The sequence below is a fragment of the Thermomonospora sp. CIF 1 genome, from assembly GCF_001896795.1.
Lineage (GTDB): Bacteria > Actinomycetota > Actinomycetes > Streptosporangiales > Streptosporangiaceae > Thermomonospora > Thermomonospora curvata.
Map to the genome: position 1 here is coordinate 352,002 of NZ_MOYN02000018.1, position 20,752 is coordinate 372,753.

The 20,752-nt window shown below is 72.1% G+C and carries 18 protein-coding genes; 6 read left to right on the forward strand and 12 right to left on the reverse strand.

All coding sequences use genetic code 11. The features are described from left to right. Nucleotides 1-363 precede the first annotated feature (363 nt). From BUE48_RS12340 to BUE48_RS12350, 3 genes are all read right to left on the reverse strand, one after another. Nucleotides 364-1,593 carry an acyl-CoA dehydrogenase family protein gene (locus BUE48_RS12340; protein ID WP_012852832.1) on the reverse strand — a complete coding sequence of 410 codons (1,230 nt, stop codon included), beginning with the start codon at nt 1,591-1,593 and terminating at the stop codon, nt 364-366. Nucleotides 1,594-1,828: 235 nt separating this feature from the next. Then, complete coding sequence (locus tag BUE48_RS12345) at nt 1,829-2,836, reverse strand: glucosyl-3-phosphoglycerate synthase (RefSeq protein WP_012852833.1); 1,008 nt, start codon at nt 2,834-2,836, stop codon at nt 1,829-1,831. Nucleotides 2,837-2,975: 139 nt separating this feature from the next. Further along, nucleotides 2,976-4,412, reverse strand: a complete 1,437-nt coding sequence (locus BUE48_RS12350; RefSeq protein WP_286989847.1) for a helix-turn-helix transcriptional regulator — start codon at nt 4,410-4,412, stop codon at nt 2,976-2,978. A gap of 152 nt (nt 4,413-4,564) precedes the next feature. On the opposite strand from BUE48_RS12350, the gene aceA reads away from it, so the two are divergent. From aceA to BUE48_RS12380, 6 genes are all read left to right on the forward strand, one after another. After that, nucleotides 4,565-5,854 carry an isocitrate lyase gene (gene aceA, locus BUE48_RS12355; protein ID WP_012852835.1) on the forward strand — a complete coding sequence of 430 codons (1,290 nt, stop codon included), beginning with the start codon at nt 4,565-4,567 and terminating at the stop codon, nt 5,852-5,854. Nucleotides 5,855-6,008: 154 nt separating this feature from the next. Continuing rightward, complete coding sequence (locus BUE48_RS12360) at nt 6,009-6,797, forward strand: ABC transporter permease (protein ID WP_012852836.1); 789 nt, start codon at nt 6,009-6,011, stop codon at nt 6,795-6,797. Further along, nucleotides 6,790-7,593 carry an ABC transporter permease gene (locus BUE48_RS12365; protein ID WP_012852837.1) on the forward strand — a complete coding sequence of 268 codons (804 nt, stop codon included), beginning with the start codon at nt 6,790-6,792 and terminating at the stop codon, nt 7,591-7,593. Before BUE48_RS12360 ends, BUE48_RS12365 begins: the two co-directional genes overlap by 8 nt. A gap of 3 nt (nt 7,594-7,596) precedes the next feature. Continuing rightward, a complete protein-coding gene (locus BUE48_RS12370) occupies nt 7,597-8,553 on the forward strand; it encodes an ABC transporter ATP-binding protein (protein ID WP_012852838.1) in 957 nt (318 codons plus the stop codon). A 193-nt stretch (nt 8,554-8,746) separates the two neighbouring features. Then, nucleotides 8,747-10,153, forward strand: coding sequence for an aldehyde dehydrogenase family protein (locus tag BUE48_RS12375; RefSeq protein WP_012852839.1), 1,407 nt, complete (start codon nt 8,747-8,749; stop codon nt 10,151-10,153). Between the two features lie 41 nt (nt 10,154-10,194). Continuing rightward, entirely contained in the window at nt 10,195-10,830 is a 636-nt protein-coding gene (locus BUE48_RS12380) for a LysE family translocator (protein ID WP_012852840.1), read from the forward strand. Between the two features lie 62 nt (nt 10,831-10,892). Here BUE48_RS12380 and BUE48_RS12385 read toward each other — a convergent pair whose 3' ends face one another. The 9 genes from BUE48_RS12385 to meaB form a co-directional block, all read right to left on the reverse strand. Next, complete coding sequence (locus BUE48_RS12385; RefSeq protein ID WP_012852841.1) at nt 10,893-11,222, reverse strand: DMT family transporter; 330 nt, start codon at nt 11,220-11,222, stop codon at nt 10,893-10,895. 348 nt (nt 11,223-11,570) lie between these two features. Beyond that, nucleotides 11,571-12,338: an enoyl-CoA hydratase gene (locus BUE48_RS12390; RefSeq protein ID WP_286989850.1), complete on the reverse strand. Its 768-nt coding sequence runs from the start codon at nt 12,336-12,338 to the stop codon at nt 11,571-11,573. Nucleotides 12,339-12,348: 10 nt separating this feature from the next. After that, nucleotides 12,349-13,293: an acyl-CoA dehydrogenase family protein gene (locus BUE48_RS12395; RefSeq protein WP_012852843.1), complete on the reverse strand. Its 945-nt coding sequence runs from the start codon at nt 13,291-13,293 to the stop codon at nt 12,349-12,351. Then, nucleotides 13,290-14,405: an acyl-CoA dehydrogenase family protein gene (locus tag BUE48_RS12400; RefSeq protein ID WP_012852844.1), complete on the reverse strand. Its 1,116-nt coding sequence runs from the start codon at nt 14,403-14,405 to the stop codon at nt 13,290-13,292. The genes BUE48_RS12395 and BUE48_RS12400 overlap by 4 nt, the downstream gene beginning before the upstream one ends. Nucleotides 14,406-14,771: 366 nt before the next feature. Beyond that, nucleotides 14,772-15,791 (reverse strand): coiled-coil domain-containing protein, encoded by a 1,020-nt coding sequence (locus tag BUE48_RS12405; RefSeq protein WP_012852845.1) that lies wholly within the window; start codon nt 15,789-15,791, stop codon nt 14,772-14,774. A gap of 227 nt (nt 15,792-16,018) precedes the next feature. Further along, complete coding sequence (locus BUE48_RS12410; protein ID WP_012852846.1) at nt 16,019-16,459, reverse strand: HNH endonuclease; 441 nt, start codon at nt 16,457-16,459, stop codon at nt 16,019-16,021. A gap of 734 nt (nt 16,460-17,193) precedes the next feature. Further along, nucleotides 17,194-18,093 carry a hypothetical protein gene (locus BUE48_RS12415; RefSeq protein WP_286989851.1) on the reverse strand — a complete coding sequence of 300 codons (900 nt, stop codon included), beginning with the start codon at nt 18,091-18,093 and terminating at the stop codon, nt 17,194-17,196. Nucleotides 18,094-18,488: 395 nt separating this feature from the next. Further along, nucleotides 18,489-19,493 carry a GNAT family N-acetyltransferase gene (locus BUE48_RS12420; protein WP_012852848.1) on the reverse strand — a complete coding sequence of 335 codons (1,005 nt, stop codon included), beginning with the start codon at nt 19,491-19,493 and terminating at the stop codon, nt 18,489-18,491. Nucleotides 19,494-19,758: 265 nt separating this feature from the next. After that, a complete protein-coding gene (gene meaB, locus BUE48_RS12425) occupies nt 19,759-20,748 on the reverse strand; it encodes a methylmalonyl Co-A mutase-associated GTPase MeaB (RefSeq protein ID WP_012852849.1) in 990 nt (329 codons plus the stop codon). Nucleotides 20,749-20,752 lie beyond the last annotated feature (4 nt).

The window sequence follows — 20,752 nt, forward strand, 5'->3', positions numbered from 1 at the left end:
CCGCCCCGCACGGGGGCCTGTGCGCCGTCGCTTCGATCCGGCGGGCTTTCTCGGTGAAGTGTTCAGGGCGCACCTTCGAAAGCGAGGGCTTCGGTGCCGTTGCAAGTCCACGGCTTCGTCCCCGGTCCGCGTTGTCCCACCCCAGGTGGGGCGGCGGCAGCGGTGGGGGACAGCGCTGGAGCAGTGCGCGGCGCTGTCCCCCACCTCCCAGGTCCCAGTGCCGGCCGCCCGCCGGCGGGCGACGTCCAAGTTCGTCTCCCAGACGTCTCCCAGACCGGCCCGCGAACCGCTTCGGCGCCCAGATCGGCGCCTGCCGCAAGCGGCGGCACAGTGGCTGGAACTTACATATCCGCAGGTCAGGGCCTAGCGGATGGGCAGCCCGGTGACGGCGCGGCCGATCACCAGGCGCTGGATCTCGCTGGTGCCCTCGAAGATCGTGAAGATCTTCGAGTCCCGGTGCATGCGCTCCACCGGGTAGTCGCGGGTGTAGCCGTTGCCGCCCAGGATCTGGATGGCCTCCTCGGTCACCCGCACGCACATCTCGCTGGCGAACAGCTTGGCCATGGAGCCCTCGGCGTTGGCGAACTCCTTGCCCTGCCGGGCCATCCAGGCGGCCCGCCACACCATCAGGCGGGCGGCGTCCAGCTGGGTCTTCATGTCGGCCAGCTTGAAGGCGATGGCCTGGAAGTCACCGATCTTGCGGCCGAACTGCTCGCGCTCCTGGGCGTACTGCAGGGCGTACTCGTAGGCGGCACGGCCCACGCCGACCGCCATGGCGCCCACGCTGGGCCGGGTGGTCTCGAAGGTCTTCAGCGCCGCCTGGCCGCGGGCCCGCTTGCCCTCGCGGACGCGGGCGATGCGCTCGTCGAACTTCTCCTTGCCGCCGACGATGAGCCGGCCGGGGATGCGCACGTCCTCCAAGATGACCTCGGCGGTGTGCGAGGCCCGGATGCCGTGCTTTTTGAACTTCTGGCCCTGCCGCAGGCCCGGGGTGCCCGGCGGGATGATGAAGCTGGCCTGGCCGCGGCTGCCCAGCTCGGGGTAGACCGAGGCGACCACCACGTGGACGTTGGCGATGCCGCCGTTGGTGGCCCAGGTCTTGGTCCCGTTGATCACCCACTCGTCCTTGGCCTCGTCGTAGACGGCGCGGGTGCGGATGGAGCCCACGTCGCTGCCGGCGTCGGGCTCAGACGCGCAGAAGGCGCCCAGCTTGATGTCGTCGGGGGTGCCGAACATCTGCGGCACCCACTCCCCGACCTGCTCGGGGGTGCCGGTCGCCGCGACGGACGCGGCGGCCAGGCCGGTGCCCACGATGGACAGCGCGATGCCGGCGTCGCCCCAGAACAGCTCCTCGAAGGCCACCGGGATGCCCAGCCCGGTGGGCTCCAGCCACTGGTTGGCGAAGAAGTCCAGGGAGTACAGCCCGATCTTGGAGGCCTCCTGGATGATGGGCCAGGGGGTCTCCTCGCGCTCGTCCCACTCCTCGGCCGCCGGGCGGATCACGTCCTTGGCGAACTGGTGCACCCACTCCTTGACCTCGGCGACATCCTCGCTGAGCTCGAGTGAGAAGGGCGCCGCCTCGCTGCTCGTCATCGTTATTGACCCTTTCTCCAACACGGATGTTACCAACGGTAGCACCCCGCGCCGGAGAAGGCATTACCCGCGGGTAACAGGGTGTCGCGGCTCACAGCGCGCCCGGGCGGCGCGGGAAAAACAGCGGTGCCCCGGGCGCGGCGTGCGACCGCGCCCGGGGCACCGCCCGATGCGGGTGCGGTCCGGGCCGGGCGGCCCGAACCGGGAGGTCAAAGCGGATCTGCGCGCAGAACCTCTAAAGCTCCGGCTGCAGCGAACGGCCGGCCCTGGCGTAGCCGGGCACCTCGATCATCGGGGGGCGTTCCTGCACCCCCACGTCGTTGATCCGCATCTCATGCCCGTTGCCGCTGCGGGAGAACCAGGCCAGCTCGGTGCCGGGGTTCTCCAGCGGCAGCATCCGGCCGTGCCGCTGCAGCCGCGACCAGGCCGTCAGCATGATCTGACCGGACATCGCCGCCAGCGCCTCGGTGGACTGGTGGGAGTGCACCCGGTCGCCCAGGTCCACCTGGGCCAAGGCGTCCAGCCCGCTGTCGGCGAAGACGTCCAGCAGCAGCCCCAGCTCCACGCCGTAGCCGGTGACGAACGGCAGCCGCTCCAGCAGCGAGCGGCGCCCGGCGTACTCCCCGCCCAGCGGCTGGATCACCCCGGCCAGGGCCGGCCAGTGCAGATTGATCAGCGGGCGGGCGACCAGCTCGGTGACCCTTCCCCCGGCGCCGTCCACCCGGGTGCCGCCGGTCATCAGCGGCCGGTCATAGCACCCCTTGACGTAGCCGACCGTGGGGTCGGTCAGCAGCGGCCCCAGCAGGCCGGTGACGAAGTGCGAGGAGAAGTTCCGCAGATCGGCGTCGATGAAGACGAGCAGGTCGCCGGTGGTGACCGCCAGCGACTTCCACAGCGCCTCGCCCTTGCCCGACATGCGCGGCAGTTCCGGCAGGATCGCATCCTGCGCCACCACCTCGGCCCCCGCCGCGGCGGCCACCTCGGCGGTGCGGTCGGTGGACCGGGAGTCGATCACCACGATCTCGTCGACCAGCGGCGCCCGCTCCATCAGGTCCCGGCGGATCACCGAGACGATCTCCCCGACGGTCTCCTCCTCGTTGCGAGCGGGCAGCACGACGCTGATCCGCCCCTGGCCGGGCTCGGCGCCCGTCTGCGCTTGCTTGGCCTTCAGGAGCATCTCCACGGGCCAGTCCGCCGCCGTGCTCGTCCGGCGGCGCATCCACATGGTGGCCTCAGTCAGCACGCGCACTCCCTCCGCAGGTGAACGACCTCCATAAGGGAAACCCACATCGCTGCGGATTCAGTACCAGGGGGAACGATCCAAGCCAATCGACCCAAAGAGTTAACAATCGCACAACACAGCGGTTACCGCCGAAGCCTGGTCATTCCTGCGCATGCCGGTCGAGGAAGGCGTAGACGTCGGCTTCGTCCACCCCGGGGAAGGCCCCCGGCGGCAGCACCGACAGCACGTGGGAGTGGGCGCGGGCCGACGGCCAGGCCATGCCCTCCCAGCGCTGGGCCAGCTCGGCGGGGGGACGCTGGCAGCAGTCGCCGTCCGGGCAGGCCGACTTGACCCGGTTGGTGGTCTCCCGGCCGCGGAACCAGCGGGAGTCCTCAAAGCGCACCCCCAGCGTGATGGCGAAGTCCCGCTCGTGGCTGGGGTCGATGTGCGACAGGCACCAGTAGGTGCCGTTGGGGGTGTCGGTGTACTGGTAGTAGACCGAGAAGCGGTCGGGGGCGGCGAAGACGTTGCGCCCGGCCCAATGCCGGCACATGCGCTGCCCCTCGATGGCGCCGTCGGCGTCCTGGGGGAAGACCAGCCCGTCGTTGGCGTAGGCCTTGTAGATGGTGCCGCTCTCGTCGTTCTTGGTGAAGTGCAGCTGCAGGCCCAGGTGGTGGGTGGCCACGTTGGTGAAACGGTGGGCGGCCATCTCGTAGGAGACGGAGAACACATCGGCCAGGTCCTCCACCGACAGTTCGCGGGCGGCCTTGGCCTCCTGCAGATAGGGCACCACCGCCGATTCGGGCATCAGCACCGCCGCGCCGAAGTAGTTGGCCTCCACGCGCTGGCGCAGGAAGTCGGCGAAGTCGCGCGGCACTTCATGGCCCAAGGCGAAATGGCCCAGCGTCTGCAGCAGGATGGTGCGCGGGGTGTGCATGCCCAGCTGCTCGCGCTCCAGGTAGATGCGCCGATTGCGCAAATCGGTGATGGAGCGCACCGAGCGCGGCAGGTCCTGCACATAGCGCAGGGTGAAGCCGAAGTGCTGCACCAGCGCCATGAGCATGCCTTGTGACAGGGCGCCGCCCCGGTAGCCGACCGCGTTCAGGGCTTGTGCGGCGACCTGCTCGATCTCGCCGAAGTAGTTGCCGCGCTCGTGCATCTGGCGGCGCAGCTCGGCGTTGGCCTTGCGGGCCTCTTCAGGGCTGGCGGTGGGCTTGGTGCGGCTGCGTTTGAGCTCCCCGTACAGGGCGAGGATGTGCTCGATGACGTCGTTGGGGAGGCGTTTGCCGACCTTCAGGTAGGGCAGGCCCAAAGACCGGTAGAGCGGGTCGCGCTGCGCCTCCTCCAGGGCGATCTCCAGCTGGGCGCGGCGGCTGGGGGGCTGGCGCCGCAGCAGCTCCTCGACCGGCACCTCCAGGGCGGCCGCCAGCGACTTCAGCAGCGACAGCTTGGGCTCGCGCCGGCCGTTCTCCAGCAGCGACAGCTGGGAGGGGGCGCGGCCGACCTTGGCGCCCAGGTCGGCCAGGGTCATACCGCGGGCCCGGCGCAAGTGACGCAGCCGTTGCCCGAATGTAACGAGATCTACGTCACTCGACAAGTTCAGGGGTTCTTCTGTTCGCAAGGTCGACACGGCTTCATAGTACAGAAACTTCTTCGAATCTTCTGTTACTCATTAGTACATCTACCGGTTGACCTCAGGGCAGACTCGGACACAAGCACCCAGGGGACGACACCAGAAGGGCACCGATCATGACTGACAGTCGCCTCAAGGGCGCGGCCGAAGAGCTGCAGCGCCAGTGGGACACCGACCCGCGGTGGAAGGGCATCAAGCGGGACTACACCGCCGAGGACGTCGTGCGGCTGCGGGGCTCGATCCAGGAGGAGTTCACCCTGGCCCGCCTGGGCGCCGAGCGCCTGTGGAAGCTGCTGCACGAAGAGGACTACATCAACGCCCTCGGCGCGCTGACCGGCAACCAGGCCGTCCAGCAGGTCAAGGCCGGCCTGAAGGCCATCTACCTGTCCGGCTGGCAGGTGGCCGGTGACGCCAACCTGGCGCTGCAGACCTACCCGGACCAGAGCATCTACCCGGCCAACTCGGTGCCGACGGTGGTCCGCCGCATCAACAACGCGCTGCTGCGCGCCGACCAGATCCAGTGGTCCGAGGGCAAGGACGACATCTACTGGCTGGCTCCGATCGTGGCCGACGCCGAGGCCGGCTTCGGTGGCGTGCTCAACGCCTTCGAGCTGATGAAGGCCATGATCGCCGCCGGTGCGGCGGGCGTGCACTGGGAGGACCAGCTGGCCTCCGAGAAGAAGTGCGGCCACCTGGGTGGCAAGGTGCTGATCCCCACCGGCCAGCACATCAAGACCCTCAACGCCGCGCGGCTGGCCGCCGACATCTGCGGCGTGCCGACCCTGATCATCGCGCGGACCGACGCCGAGGCCGCGACGCTGCTCACCACCGACGTCGACGAGCGCGACCGGCCGTTCCTGACCGGCGAGCGCACCGCCGAGGGCTTCTACCGGGTCCGCAACGGCCTGGAGCCCTGCATCGCCCGGGCCCTGGCCTACGCCCCCTACGCCGACCTGATCTGGATGGAGACCGGCACCCCGGACCTGGAGCAGGCCCGCAAGTTCGCCGAGGCGGTCAAGGCCGAGTACCCCGACCAGATGCTGGCCTACAACTGCTCGCCGTCGTTCAACTGGAAGAAGCACCTGGACGACGCGACCATCGCCAAGTTCCAGCGCGAGCTGGGCCACATGGGCTACAAGTTCCAGTTCATCACCCTGGCCGGCTTCCACGCCCTCAACTACTCGATGTTCGACCTGGCGCACGGTTACGCCCGCGAGGGCATGACCGCCTACGTGGACCTCCAGGAGCGCGAGTTCGCCTCCGAGAGCCGCGGCTACACCGCCACCCGCCACCAGCGCGAGGTCGGCACCGGATACTTCGACCTGGTCAGCACGGCGATCTCGCCGAACTCGTCCACCACGGCGCTCAAGGGCTCCACCGAGGACGAGCAGTTCTTCGACAAGTAAGGCTCACTCATCGAGAACTGGTCCAGGCCGAGGCTGAGGACCCCTCCGGACGCTCCTCCGTCCGGAGGGGTCCTCCGCTTTTCACGGCGCGGATCCGGCCCTGTGTGTCATGTGGCATGGAACGCTCCCGAAGCCGGCTTTAGCGTCGTGAGAAGTGAGCGTCTATCCCTGGGTGGCGACCTACGCCTTCCGCCGCTACACCGCCTACCCCCTGGGAGCGTTCGCCGAGGCGGTCACCAACACGGTGTTCGGGTTCGTGCGGGCCTGGGTCGTGCTGGCGCTGTGGGAGGCCCGGCCCGCCCTCGGCGGCTATGCCGCCATCGACGCGGTGACGTTCTGCTTCATCACCCAGGCGATGATCGGGCCGGTGCAGATCTTCGGCGGGCTGGAGCTGACCGAGCGGATCCGCTCGGGGGATGTGTCCATCGACCTGCACCGCCCGGTGAACCTGCAGGTCTGGTGGCTGGCCGACGACCTGGGCCGGGCCGCCGGCACCCTGCTGCTGCGCGGCGTGCCGCCGATGCTGGCCGGCGCGCTGGTCTTCCCGCTGCGGCTGCCCGACGCGGCCGGGTGGGCGGCGTTCGCGGCGGCGGTGACGCTGGCGGTGGTGACCGGCTTCGCGCTGCGCTACCTGGTGGCCATGGCGATGTGCTGGCTGCACGACGACCGGGGGCTGCAGGCGGTCGCGCTGGTGACCTCGATGTTCTTTTCCGGCATGGTGCTGCCGCTGGTGGTCTTCCCCGGCGCCCTGGGGACCTTGGCGCGGGCGCTGCCGTGGGCGGCGCTGATCCAGGTCCCCGCCGATGTGTTCTTGGGCAAGTACTCCGGCGCCGAGCTGCTGGGCGCCTACGGGTTCCAGGCGCTGTGGGCGGTGGTGCTGCTGGGCGCGGGGCAGGCGGTGACCGCCGCGGCCCGCCGCAGGCTGGTGATCCACGGTGGGTGACGCGCTGCGGCTGTACCCGCTGCTGGCCTGGACGTGGCTGCGGGCCGCCGCGCAGTTCCCGCTGTCGATGGCGCTGCTGTGCCTGGGCTCGGCCGCGGTGGCCGCGCTCGATCTGGTCGCGATCCTGCTGCTGTTCGAGCACACCCCGCGCATCGCCGGTTTCACCGCCGCGCAGGTGCTGTTTCTGTACGGCACCTCGGCGCTGTCGTTCACACTGGCCGACGTGCTGCTGGGCAGCACCGAGCGGCTGGGCGAGCACGTGCGGCGGGGCACGCTGGACACCATGCTGGTGCGGCCGGTCAGCCCGCTGGTGCAGATCGCCACCGAGGACTTCTCCCCGCGCCGGATGGCCAGGCTGCTGCCGGCGGCGGTGGCGCTGGGCTGCGTCCTGCCCCGGCTGGAGGTGGACTGGGACGCCGGGCGGGTGGCGATGGTGCCGGTGATGCTGATCTCCGGGACGGTGATCTTCGCGGCGCTGTGGGTGCTGACCGCCTCGGTGCAGCTGGTGGCGCTCGACATGCACCCGGCCACCAAGTCCGTCACCTACGGCGGGGCGTACCTGACCCAGTACCCGATGACGCTGTATGCCCGCGAGTTCGTGCGCGGGCTGACGTTCGTGATCCCGCTGGTCTTCGTCAACTGGCAGCCGGCCCTGTACGTGCTGGACCGGCCCGACCCGCTGGGCCTGCCGCCGCTGCTGCGCTTCGCCTCGCCGGCGGTGGCGCTGGCGCTGTGCGCGGTGGCGGCGCTGGCCTGGCGGGCGGGGCTGCGCCACTACCGATCGACGGGGAGCTGAGCCGTGATCGAGGTCACCGACATCCGCAAGACGTTCACGGTGCGGGAGCGCACCGGCCGGCTGCGGCGGCGGCGCATCACCGTCCGGGCGGTGGACGGCATCTCCTTCACCGTGCGGAGCGGGGAGTTCGTGGGCTACCTGGGCCCCAACGGGGCGGGCAAGTCCACCACGATCAAGATGCTCACCGGCATCCTGACGCCCACCTCCGGCACCGTGCGGGTGGCCGGGCTGGACCCCTCCCGCCGCCGCACCGCGCTGGCCCGGCGCATCGGGGTGGTGTTCGGGCAGCGCACCACGCTGTGGTGGGACCTGCCGCTGCGCGACAGCCTCACCCTCATCCGGCACCTGTACCGGGTGGAGCCGAGCGTGCACCGGCGGCGGCTGGCGGAGCTGGTGGAGCTGCTGGACCTGGGGCCGTTCCTGGCCACCCCGGTGCGGCAGCTCAGCCTGGGCCAGCGCATGCGCGGCGACCTGGCCGCCGCGCTGCTGCACGACCCGCCGCTGCTGGTGCTGGACGAGCCCACCATCGGGCTGGACGTGGTGAGCAAGGCGACCGTGCGGGGCTTCCTGGAGCGCGTCAACGCCGAGCGCGGCACCACGATCCTGCTGACCACCCACGACCTGGGCGACATCGAACGGCTGTGCCGCCGGGTGATGATCATCGACCGGGGGCGGCTGGCCTACGACGGGGACCTGGAAAAGCTGCGGGACGTGGCGGCGGCCGACCGGATGCTGGTGGTGGACCTGGAGCGGCCGGGCCCGCCGGTGGAGGTCGCCGGGGTCACCGTGGAACGGGTGGAGGGGCCGCGCCAGTGGCTGCGAGTGCCGCGCGGGATGAACGCCGCCGCGGTGGTGGCCGCGCTCGCCGGCCGGCACCCGGTCGCCGACATCGCCCTGCGCGAACCCGACATCGAGGAAGTGATCACCCGGTTGTACCGGGAGGGCCGGATCACCGCCTGAGCGCGCCGCCGCGCCCGCGGCGGAAGGCCGCGGCGCGCCCCGCTACCCGCTCGCCTGCGACCGGATGGAACAGAGCTCAGCGCGAGGCGGCGAGCGCTGTGCCCTCGCCCTTGGAAGGCCCGCGGGTCTGGTGGCACGGGCTCTCACGCGACATACTGAACGACATTCGGTCTGCTTGAGGAGGATTTCCGCGGTGAGCGACTTCACGATGACGATCGCCGGCGAGGGCGTGTCGGCTCCCAGCACCTTCGATGTGGTGAACCCCGCCACCGGCACCGTGTACGCCCAGGCGCCGGACTGCTCCAAAGAGCAGCTGGACGCGGCCATGGAGTCGGCCGCCGAGGCGTTCACCCAGTGGCGCAAGGACGAGCAGGCCCGGCGCAAGGCGCTGCTGGCGGCGGCCGACGCACTGTTCGCCTCGGCCGCGGAGATCGCCCCGGTGCTCACCGCCGAGCAGGGCAAGCCCTTGCAGGACGCCACCATGGAGCTGATGGGCGCCGGGGTGTGGCTGAAGTACTTCGCCGAGCTGGAGCTGCCCCGCGAGATCGTCCAGGACGACGACAACGCCTTCGTCGAGGTGGTGCGCAAGCCCATGGGCGTGGTCGCGGCCATCGCCCCGTGGAACTACCCGGTGCTGCTGGCGACCTGGAAGCTCGGCCCGGCGCTGCTGGCCGGCAACACCGTGGTGCTCAAGCCCTCCCCCTACACCCCGCTGGCCACCCTCAAGCTGGGCGAGCTGCTGCGCAACGTGCTGCCCCCGGGGGTGTTCAACGTCATCAGCGGCGGTGACGCGCTGGGCGCCCAGATGACCTCCCACCCCGTCCCCCGCAAGATCAGCTTCACCGGCAGCGTGGAGACCGGCAAGAAGGTGGCCGCCTCCGCCGCGCCCGACCTCAAGCGGGTCACGTTGGAGCTGGGCGGCAACGACCCGGCGATCGTGCTGGACGACGCCGACCCGGCCCAGATCGCCGACAAGGTGTTCGGCGCCGCGTTCATGAACAACGGCCAGGTCTGCTCGGCGATCAAGCGGGTGTACGTGCCGGAGTCCCTCTACGACGACATGGTGGAGGCGCTGGCGGCCAAGGCCCGCTCGGTCAAGGTCGGCAACGGCATGGAAGAGGGCGTCGAGTACGGCCCGATCCAGAACAAGCCCCAGCTGGAGCGGGTCTCGGCGCTGGTGGCCGACGCGCTGTCCAACGGCGCCAAGGCCGCGGCCGGCGGCAAGCCCATCGACGGGCCCGGCTACTTCTACCAGCCCACCATCCTCGCCGACGTCAGCGACGGGGTGCGGATCGTGGACGAAGAGCAGTTCGGCCCGGCGCTGCCGGTGGTCAAGTACACCAAGCTGGAGGACGCCATCGCCCGCGCCAACGGCACCCACTTCGGGCTGGGCGGCTCGGTGTGGGGCGGCGACCTGGACCGCGCCGCCGAGGTGGCCTCCCAGCTGGAGTGCGGCAGCGCCTGGGTCAACACCCACCTGGCGCTGGCCCCGCACCTGCCGTTCGGCGGCTTCAAGTGGAGCGGCATCGGCGTGGAGAACGGCCCGTGGGGCGTGTACGGCTTCACCGAGACCCAGGTGGTCTACCGCTCCAAGATCTGAAAGCGCGCCGCCGCTGATCATGGCGCCTACCATGGACGTCCGTGCCTGACCTGTTGATCCCGTTCCTCGGCGTGGTCGCGGTGCTGACGATCACGCCGGGGCCGGACATGCTGCTGGTGCTGCGCAACGGGCTGCGCGGCGGGTCCGCGGTGGCCTGGGCCACCGGCCTGGGCTGCTGCCTGGGCATCAGCCTGCACGCCAGTGCGGCCGTGCTGGGCCTGTCGGCCGTGCTGGCCGCCTCCGCCACCGCCTACACGGTGGTCAAGGCGGCCGGCGCGGTCTACCTGGCCTACCTGGGGGTGCGGATGCTGCTGGGCGCCGTGCGCGGCGGCGACGGCGAAGCCGACGCCGTGGCCGCCGGCGGGCCGGCGCACTGCAGCCGGGGCGAGGCGTTCCGGCAGGGGCTGCTGACCAACCTGCTCAACCCCAAGATCGCGCTGTTGTTCCTGACGCTGCTGCCCCAGTTCGTGGCCTCCGGCGAGCCCCGGCTGCGCACCACGGCGACGCTGGCGCTGGTGTTCCTGGTCATCGCGGTGCTGTGGTGGCGGCTGTTCACGCTGGCGCTGCAGCCGATCTCCCGGCTGCTGCGCGGCGCCCGGGCCCGCCGCATCCTGGACGGCACCGCCGGGACGATGCTGGTGGGCATCGGCGCCCGGGTCGCCTTGGAGCACCGCTGAAGGGAGCGGCGGGCACGTCCGGCCGGACGTGACCGCCGCTCCCCCGCGATGACCGGGCGGGGTCACCCGTGGCTGACCCCGCCGCCCAGGTTCATCACCACCACACCGGCCACCACGATCGCCGCCCCGAGGACCGTCACCGGCCGCACCGGCTCGTTGAACAGCAGCACCCCGCCGGCGAACGCCCCGATCGTGCCCAGGGCCGACCAGATCGCATACACCGGCCCGACGTTGAGCGCCGTCAGCGCCTTGGCCAGCAGCAGGAACGACAGCGCATAGCCCACCACGACGATCACCGAGGGTCCCCATTTGCTGAACCCCTCCGAGGCGCGCAGCGACAGCGTCGCCGTGACCTCGGCGATGATCGCCAGTCCCAGCAGCACGTAGGGCATCACTTCGCTCCTCTCCACGCCATCCGCCCCGCGACGGCCCGGCTCAGCATGCCGGCCCTCATGACCGGAAACACCCACCTCGCCGGGAAATGCCCGCCTGCCGGTGAGAGGTCCGGTTCCCAAGACGCCCTGCGGATCCGGCTCCGATCGGTGAACGACGGTCTGCGGGAATGCTCCAGCCCTAAAGGCCCACCCCGCCGGGCCGGCTCGCGGAAAGCCGGTGCGGCCGCCACCGGCCCCTTCAGCACCCGTTCTCAGCGTGTCGGCCCGTCCCCTTTACGGCTTGGACGGCCTGGCCGCCGATGCCGTGCGGTCCCCCGCCGCGGCCCGTCCGACCCGGCGCCCGGCTCAGTCGCGGGAGGCGAAGCGGGCGGCGAACTCGGCGATCTCCGGATGGGTGGCGGACTCGGCCTGCGCCCACGACTCGTACTCGATGACCTGTTCCAGGTCGCCGGTGGCCGCCAGGTGGACCGCCTGCTTGATGTCGCGGGCCAGCGACGGGCGCAGCCGGGCGTGGCGGCGGGCCAGCTCCAGCGCCTCGGCCTGCGGGTCGTCGGCGATCGACAGCACCAGGCCGTGTTCGAGGGCCTGCTCGGCCGAGAGCGCCCCGCCCTCCAGCAGGATCGCCAGGGCTCGCTGGGGGCCCAGCACCTGGGTGAGGAAGTAGGTGCAGCCGCCGCCGGGGTGCAGCCCGATCCTGGAGAAGGTGGCGGCGAAGCTCGCCTTGGGGCCGGCGATGCGCAGGTCGCAGCACAGGGCGAGGTTGAGGCCGGCGCCCACGGCCGGTCCCTGCACCGCGGCGATCGTGGGGATGGCCAGCTGCCGCAGCACCAGGAAGCTCTCGTAGTAGGCGCGCAGGGTCTGGCGGATCTCCCCCACCGGGCGGCCCGGCTCGCCGAACAGGGCGGGCAGGTCGGCGCCGGCGCAGAAACTGCTGCCCTCGGCCGCCACCACCAAAACGCGCGCTTCGGCGTCGTCCCGGACGGCCGTCACCGCGGCGATCAGCTCCCGGCGCATGAGGGTGCCGATGGCGTTGCGCCGGTCCGGATCGGCCAGGGTGATGCGGCGCACCCCCTCGTGCGGGGCGTCGAGCCGGATGGTCTGCCAGGTGGTCATGTCGCCTCCCTCACTCGGCGGGCACGCCGGTCAGGACGTCCCATAGCCGCTGTTCGGTGCCCTCGGCCGCGGCGGTGCCGAGCTCGACGGCCCAGGAGTGCTCACCGCCGTCCTCGTCCCGCCACGCCCACAGCCGCCGCGTGTGCACGTGCAGGTCGTATTCCCTGGTGATGCCGATGGCGCCGTGGAGCTGGTGGGCCAGGCGGGCGATGGTGGAGGCGGCCCGTCCGGCGCACAGCCGGGCGGCCGCCACGGCGGCGTGGGAGCCTGGGGCGCGGGCGGCGCGGTCGAGGGCGGCGCGGGCCTGGTCCAGCTCGCCCGCCATGATCGCCACGCCGCCGGCGACCGCGGGGATGCGGGCCAGCGGGCGGCCGAACTGCTCGCGGGTGGTGACGTGCCGGCGCGTCAGGTCCAGCGCGGCCTCGGCGGCGCCCACGCAGGCGGCGGCGCGCAGCAGCCCGGCCCGCACCCGCACCTCGGCGAGCGCGGGAGCGCCGGGCAGCGGCGTGCCGGCGGCGGCGCGCAGCCGGTCGCGGGGCTCGTCGGCGATGTTGGCGCCCTCTTCGACGGTCACCTCGTCCTCGCCGGGTCTCAGCAGGGCCGCGCCGCCCGGGCCATACCGGACGATCAAATCGGCGGCGCGCGCCCAGGGCACGGGGGCCTCGGGGACGGCGACGGTGCCCACGCGCAGGTCCGCCAGCAGGTCGGAGCGGCCGGCGCGGGCCAGCACCCAGGCGGCCAGGGCGGTCTCGGCCAGCGGGATGCGCACCCGGTGGCGGGCGGCCCGGGTGACGATCGCGACCAGGTCGGCGGTGGTTCCGCCCGCCCCGCCGTGCTCTTCGGGGATCCCGGCCAGCGGCCAGCCGCCGTCCAGCACGGCGTCCCACACCGCCGCCCAGTCGTCGGCGGCGACCTGGGCGAGCAGTTCGTCGACCGCGTCCAGCAGCGCCTTCACCGCCCGACCTCCTCTTTGGCCACGATCGACAGCAGCACTTCCGAGCTGCCGCCCCGGATGGTGAAGCCCGGCCCGGCCAAGATCGCCTGGGCCAGCAGCCGCTGCAGCTCGTCGCCGTGGAGGTCCGGCGGGGCGGCCACCAGGTCCCGGGCGGTCTCGGTGACGTCGCGTTCGAACTCGGTGCCCAGGTATTTCAGGGCCGCGGCCTGCCGTACGGGGGCCTGGCCGCGGTCCATGGCATGCGCGATGTCCCAGCACATGCGGCGCAGCGCGGCCAGCCGGGCGACCAGGCGGCCGACGGCGGCCAGCGCTCCTTCGTCGCGGCGGCGCCGCCCGTCCCGCAGCAGGGCGGCCAGCAGCGGATAGGTGGACAGGACGCGTTCGGGGCCGCCGCGTTCGTAGGCGAGCTGGGAGGTGACCTGCCGCCAGCCGTCGCCCACGGTGCCGATCACCCAGCGGCCGGGCACGTAGACGTCGTCGAAGACGACCTCGTTGAAGTGGTGCTCCCCGGCCAGGTCCACGATCGGGGAGACCGACACCCCTTCCGCCCGCATGTCCACCACGAACTCGGTGAGCCCCTGGTGCCGGCGTTCGGTCTGCTCGGTGCGGGCCAGGACGTAGGCGTGGGTGGCGCGGTGGGCGTGGCTGGTCCAGATCTTGCGTCCGCTGATGCGCCAGCCGTCGCCGTCGCGGACGGCCCGGGTGCGCACGGCGGCCAGGTCGGACCCGGCCTCCGGTTCGCTCATGCCCAGGCAGAAGGTGACCTCGCCGGCGGCGATCCGCGGCAGGAACTCCCGCTGCAGCTCGGGGGTGCCGTAGCGGAGGATCGCCGGCCCGATCTGCCGGTCGGCGATCCAGTGCGCGGCGACCGGCGCGCCGGCCCGCAGCAGCTCCTCGGTGATCACCAGCCGGGCGGTGTGCGAGCGGGCCGCGCCGCCCAGCTCCCGCGGCCAGGTGATCCCGATCCACCCTCGCCGCGCCAGCTCGGCGCTGAACTGCGGGTCGTGGCCGCGCAGCCACGCGTCACAGGCCGGCCGGTACCGCCCGGCCGCCCGCCATTCCTCGGCCAGCTCCCGCACCTGCCGGCGGAGCCGCTCCAGCTCGGCGGTCATCGCACCTCCCCTGGTGGACGAGCATGATCATGCTCTCATCCGTCCCGGAGCACACCGCCATCCGGCCCTTCCCCGTTCCCGCCGCGTCGGCGCTCAAGGTGCCGCGGGCGGGAGCACCGATGGCGGCCATTCCCCGTTCCCGCGGCGCTGGCCTTGTTCAGGGCCGGGGACGAGCCCGAGCGGGCACGGGAGAAACCGGCCTCAGCCGAACGCCCCTGGGTGTTCCCGGCGTGTAATCGGCGCCGTTCCGGCGGCGCTCGCCCCGGAAGCGCCGGCCTGGGCGCGTCCGGGTCCAGGGCGTGGACGAACCAGGACGGTGACGCGGGGCACGGGGAAGAGCCTCCGGCTTCAGGCGAAGGCGCCAGGTCACAGCACGGAGATGTGCACGTGGTCGTAGTGGTTCTGAGTGATGCTGCCGCGGTCGGCCATGGTGCGCCAGCCGCCGCCGCTGCGGACGTCCCAGATGCGCTGCTTCCAGATGACGTACTTGATGCCCAGGCGGGAGGCGTTGCTGATGGCGTACTGGGCGACCGCGTCGCCGTGGGCCTGTGCGCTGGCGCTGGGCATCTTGCCGCCGGTGCTCTCCATGAAGTCGCAGGCGTGGCCGGAGCCGTGGTCTTGGGGGTCGTTGTTGCGGAAGCAGCCGATGGCGGGGAACGGGCCGAACTTGTTGTCGATGGCCAGCAGGACCGAGCGCATCCGGGCGGTCATGGTGTTCCCGATGATCGGGGACTTGCTCTTCAGGGCGCCGTCGGGGCGGCCGGTGGAGGGTTTTTGCGGCTTGTACTTGGCCAGCAGCTTGGTGACCCGCTCGCGCTGCCCTTCCAGGTCCTTGATCTGCTCGCGGACCTCGGACACCTTGGCCTCGGCGTCCTTGCGGGCGCGGTCGGCCCGCGCGGTCAGCGCCTGCAGCTGCTGCACCCGGCGGCCGTTGTCGGTGTTGAGGTGCTCCAGGACCGCGGCCTGCCGGATCACGGCCGCGGGGTCGGCGGCGAACAGCGCCATGGTCTGCAGGCCGCCGCGCATGTAGGAGGCGGACGCCAGGCGGCCGACCGCCTCTTGCGCGGACGCCAGCTCCGCATCGAGCCGCTCGGCCTCGTCGGTGGCGCGCTCGGCCGCCTTCTTGGCCTCCTCCAGCGCGATCAGCTCGCCCCGGTACTCCTTGGACAGCCGCTCGGCGCGCTTTTTGAGCTCGGCGTACTCCTTCTTGGGATCTTTCGGTGCCGTGGGAAGAGCACCGGCCGTCCCGGGCGCCGGGACCAGCGCACCGGTCACCGTCAGGAGGGCGAGCAACGCGCACCGTTTCCACGGCGTGCTCCGACGCGCAGGCCGGCGAGGATTTCGCTCATCGCCGATCTGCTCGAAGAACGCGTTGAAAGCCGCCACACTCGTCTCCTTGGGAGCATTGCCGAAGCCGGGCGGCACGCTATCACGTTCTCCCCGCATATCACGACATGATCACAAAAATCACGTCGCACCCCGTTACCGCTCCCCTCGCCGGGCCGGCCAGGTGATCTTCCCGAACCCCCCTGGGCGAGCGGCATTCCAAAGCGGGAGCCCGGGTGAGCGGTTCAAGACGGGCGGGCGGTCCGGCGGCGGTCCGGACCGCCCGCTCAGCGGCCGATGAGCTCGTCCCAGCGCGGCACACGCGGTTGCACGCGCAGCTTCAGCCCGGCCTCGGCCGGGGTGCGGCTGCCCTTGCGGTTGTTGCACCTGCCGCAGGCCAGCACGGTGTTCTCCCAGGTGTCGCCGCCGCCGCGCGACAGCGGCACGATGTGGTCGACGGTGTTGCCCGGCTTGCCGCAGTAGGCGCACAGTCCGCGGTCGCGCAGACGGACGCCGCGTCTGCTCCACGGGGGGCGTTTGCCGTGGCGCCACCGCATGGCCACGTATCGCACGAGCCTGAGCACCCGCGGCACGGGGAAAGCGCCGATCATCCGGCCTTCCTCCGCCTCCTCGACGACGGCCACCCCGCGCACCAGCATGCGGATGGCGTGCCGCAGGTCCACTCGCTGTAACGGCTCATACGACGCGTTCAGGACGAGCACGCTCACCGCTTCACCTCCTCCCGGCTTGCTCGCGCCGCCGGCCGGTCCCGTCCGCCGCACCGGCGGCACGCCGCGCCGGCCGCCGAGCGGCAAGGAAAAGCCTCATGAATTCCGCCATTTCGACTCGCTCCGCCGGTCGCTGATCAGAGTGCCTTTTCGGGTGGGTGAGGGCAAGGCATTTTCCGCTCATTGCCTCCCGCTCCCCCACCGGGGGCGGCGGGTTCCAACGCCGGGTTCTCGCGAGGCGGACCGGCCCGTGGCGCCTCCTTGCTCACCGACAAGAGAGCGGTTTCTCTTGGAGCCGCTCGCATGCTCTGACGAAAAGGCAAGCGCTGTTCTCAGGAGGCCGGTAGCCGTGGTGATGCCGGCATGCGCGGCGCTTTCGTGTGCCGGGCTGCGAAGTCGATGTGAGCGGGGCGGTTCTTCTTCGGGCCTGCCGTCATGCTGGGCTTTCCCGCACGCCGTCTCCGCGGGCCGGGACGGCCGCGTCGCCGTCGGGGAGGATGCTGTGAGCCGCGACGGCATGGCACCGAGCATCGCCGAGACTCCCGCCCCCGGCTCTCAAGACCATGCCCTGCCGGTTCCTGCCGTGCCGTGGAGGGTCCGTTCCCGTCCCCGGCCTTCAAGGCCACGTGTTGAACGGTCTCCGGAAGCACCGGCGGCGGAGCAGGGCGGCGATATAGGAGCCGCCCTGGCTCCGCCGCCGGGAGCGGTGCCGCCCGCGGCTCGGGCGGCCGGGGTCAGGGAGAGGACCGGCCCGGAGGGGGAACCAGGTGGGTCGGGACGGCGGGAGCGGCGGTGCGGGTCCACCAGGCCGCGTCCTCTCCGCCGTCAGGCGGAGCGATCTGCAGGGCGGTTCCGCACTCGGGGCAGTCGGCGGGGCATGGGACGAGCCGGAGCGGGATGGGGCCGCCCAGATCGGGGGGTGCCACGTCCCAGTAGCGCAGGACGTCACCGGGGTCCAGTTCGGTGTCGGCGGGCAGCCGCCAGGAACCGGCGGCGGGGGCGGTCGACAGCCAGGACCGCTGGTCGGCCTGCAGGCGGAAGGCCAGGCCGCGCAGCACGTTGACGGCGGTGCGCAGCCGTTCGTAGGGGACGCGGCGGGCCAGCAGCTCGGGCAGCCCGAAGCGGTGCAGCCCGGCGGTGGCCGCCCGCACGCCCTGGCCGGTGTCGGGGGCGACGAAGACGCCCAGCCAGTCGTCGCAGAGCTTGAAGCGCTCCGGTTCGGGCCCGGTGGGGTCGGTCAGCGGCAGCCCGGCGGCCAGGTCCGCGACGCGTCCCGCGGTGGCGGCGGCCAGGGTGCGGGCGACCAGCCGGGCGGCCTGGGCGTGGCGGGGCTGGGCGGCGGGAGTGGCGATCGAGGTGACCACCAGATGGCAGCGGGCCGAGCGCAGTTCCCTCAGCTCCGTCTCGCCGCCGCCCAGGTCGCGCAGCCGGGCGGCCCAGGGCGAGTCGGCGGCGCGGCAGCCGGTGACCGTCAGCAGCGGGGAGGTCAGCAGGTCACGGGCGGTGCGGGCTAATCCCCCGGCGGGCAGCGCGTCGCGCAGCCGCCGGATGCCGGGGGCGGCGGGCTCATCGGTGGCGATGAGGAAGCGGGTGGTGGTGGTCTCGGGGATGGTCAGGGACAGCATCGCGCCCATGGGTGCCTCCTGGCATCCTGCGGATCGGGAGTCGTGCCCTTTGAGGTTCGCGCAGGAAGAGGGCACAAAAAAGCAGAACCGGCTTCTGGGGATAACCGTCCGGAAGGAAACGACGGCGCCCACTGTCCCATCAAAAGGTGCCCTCCCGGAAAGACCCCGCCGCCGAGGAAACCCACCCGGCCGGAACGGCCGTTCCCAGCGGCGCCCCCTGGCGGGAGACGCCCCGGCCGTCCCGCACAACGGCCGCCCAAAGAGCACAATCCCCGGCCCACGGCGGCAGGCCGCGGGAAAGCGGCTCGAGGCACCAGCTCCCCAGAGCAAACGACACCGGCACACCGATATGGCCGTCTCGCCACCGGCCAGGCCCCTTTGAGGGGACGACCGCGAAGCCCTCCTCAGCGGGGAAGAGCCGGCAGGTCGGCGGTGTCGGCCTGATAGTCGAGGTAGTCGCGCTGGTGGCGGAAGCCCAGCTCCTCGTTGACGGCGAGCATGTGGGAGTTGTCGTCGGCGTTGTCGGTCTCGATCTCCCGTACCTCGGGACGCTCGGTGCGCAGCCACTGCAGCATGGCCGCCTTCAGCCAGATGCCCAGCCGCCTGCCCCGGTGCTCGGGCACCACCGCGGTGTCGTACTGCAGGGCCCGTTCGGGAGCGGCCGAGGGGACCACGACCTCGGTGAAGCCGGCGATGCGGGGAGCGCTGGTGGGCCCGTACAGGGCGGCGACGGTGTAGAGCAGGTCGCCGCGGGCGGCGACGGCCTCGGCCATCTCGCGGACCCGGACGGCGTCCCAGCGGAACGACCCGCCGCCGGGGCCGGCCAGTGACAGGTCGGCCATGGCGCGTTTGGCCATGGCCAGTTCCATGGCCAGCTCGTCGCTGACCGCGCCGGTCCAGCGGGTGAGGCGGTAGCCGGACGGGCCCGCGGCCACCAGGGCGGCCAGGCGATCGGGGTCGATGTCGTCCATGCGCAGCAGCATGGCGCGCAGCGACAGCACGCAGCGGAAGCCGCGGGCCTCCAGGAAGGGCACCGCGGGGGTGCCGGCCACCGCCTGCACGATCACCGATTTGCAGCCCGCGGCGCGCAGCCCGTCGGCCGCCGTGGCCAGCAGCCGGGTGCCGATGCCCCGCCGCCGGTATCCGGGCAGCACCTGTATGTCGATCTCGCCGGAGCGGTCCGGGTCGTGCGGCAGGCGCAGGCAGGCCACCGCGCACATGCGTCCCTCGTCCAGGGCCGCCCACATCAGGTTGCGGGAGGTCGTCGGGGGTTCCAGCAGCCGGGAGCGGGTCTGTTCCAGATCCGGCGCCGGCTCGCCGGGGCGGTCGTGGGCCCACACGGCGGCCACCACCGCCTGCCATTGTTCGATCTGCGCATCCGTCGGATCACCCAGCGCGATGACGTCCATTAGGCCTTTTTAGCGGATGCTGGACGGCTGCGACGGGACACCGAATCAACTCTTGACCCCTCTTCCCGGCGACCTGGGGATTTCCGGCGCATGCCCCGCCGCGCCCCACGCCGCGGGGCCCTCTGCGAGCGGCTCCGGCCATGCCGGGAGGAATCCGGCTGAGAAAACGGTCGTCCTGCCGGGAGGCATACCGGCAGGACGGCCGTGCAGGCGGCGGCCACCCGAGGCCCGGGCCATGGCGCGTCCGGGCCGGGCGGCCGCCGTGCTACCGCTCAGAACCGGAGAAGGCGGCCAGGATGCGGTCGGCGGCCACGGCCGGGGTGATGGCGCCCTCGGCGACCTGGCGTTCCAAGACCGGCGCCAGCTCCCGGACGGCCGGGTGGGCGTGCAGGTCGGCCAGCAGCCGGTCGTGGACCATCGCCCAGGTCCAGCGGATCTGCTGCTCGCGGCGGCGGGCGGCCAGCTCGCCGGTGGCGGCCAGGCGGTCGGCGTGCTCGACGATGTGCCGCCACACCTCGTCCACGCCGACGTTGTCGCGGGCGCTGCAGGTCAGCACCGGCACGTCGCGGGCGCGCTCCCCGGTGGCCGGGCGCAGCATCCGCAGCGCCCCGGCCAGCTCCCGGGCGGCCTTGCGGGCCACCGGCTCATCCGGGCCGTCGGCCTTGTTGACGGCGATGACGTCGGCCAGCTCCAGCACGCCCTTCTTGATGCCCTGCAGCTGGTCGCCGGTGCGGGCCAGGGTCAGGAACAGGAAGGTGTCGACCATCTCGGCGACGGTGGTCTCCGACTGGCCGACCCCGACCGTCTCCACCAGCACCACGTCGTAGCCGGCGGCCTCCATGACCACCATGGCCTCGCGGGTGGCCTTGGCGACCCCGCCGAGCGTCCCGGCCGACGGGGAGGGACGCACGAACGCGTTGGGGTCGGCCGCCAGGCGGGCCATGCGGGTCTTGTCGCCCAGGATGCTGCCGCCGGTGCGGGTGGAAGAAGGGTCCACCGCCAGCACCGCGACCTTGTGCCCGGCCTTGGTGAGGTTGGTGCCCAGGGCGTCGATGAAGGTGGACTTGCCCACCCCCGGCACCCCGGTGATGCCCACCCGGCGGGCGTTGCCGGTGTAGGGCATCAGTTCCGTCAGCAGCCGCTGGGCCAGCTCGCGGTGGTCGGGGCGGGTGGACTCCACCAGCGTGATCGCCCGCGCGATCCACGCCCGGGAGCCCTCCCGCACCCCCTTGACGTAATCGTCCAGATCGGGCATGGAC

Excerpts from the sequence above, each read along its gene's own strand:
- BUE48_RS12340 (WP_012852832.1), bottom strand. The coding sequence starts at position 1,593 with ATGACGAGCAGCGAGGCGGCGCCCTTCTCACTCGAGCTCAGCGAGGAT.
- BUE48_RS12390 (WP_286989850.1), bottom strand. The coding sequence starts at position 12,338 with ATGACCACCTGGCAGACCATCCGGCTCGACGCCCCGCACGAGGGGGTG.
- BUE48_RS12420 (WP_012852848.1), bottom strand. The coding sequence starts at position 19,493 with ATGGACGTCATCGCGCTGGGTGATCCGACGGATGCGCAGATCGAACAA.
- BUE48_RS12415 (WP_286989851.1), bottom strand. The coding sequence starts at position 18,093 with ATGGGCGCGATGCTGTCCCTGACCATCCCCGAGACCACCACCACCCGC.
- aceA (WP_012852835.1), top strand. The coding sequence starts at position 4,565 with ATGACTGACAGTCGCCTCAAGGGCGCGGCCGAAGAGCTGCAGCGCCAG.
- meaB (WP_012852849.1), bottom strand. The coding sequence starts at position 20,748 with ATGCCCGATCTGGACGATTACGTCAAGGGGGTGCGGGAGGGCTCCCGG.
- BUE48_RS12400 (WP_012852844.1), bottom strand. The coding sequence starts at position 14,405 with ATGACCGCCGAGCTGGAGCGGCTCCGCCGGCAGGTGCGGGAGCTGGCC.
- BUE48_RS12385 (WP_012852841.1), bottom strand. The coding sequence starts at position 11,222 with ATGCCCTACGTGCTGCTGGGACTGGCGATCATCGCCGAGGTCACGGCG.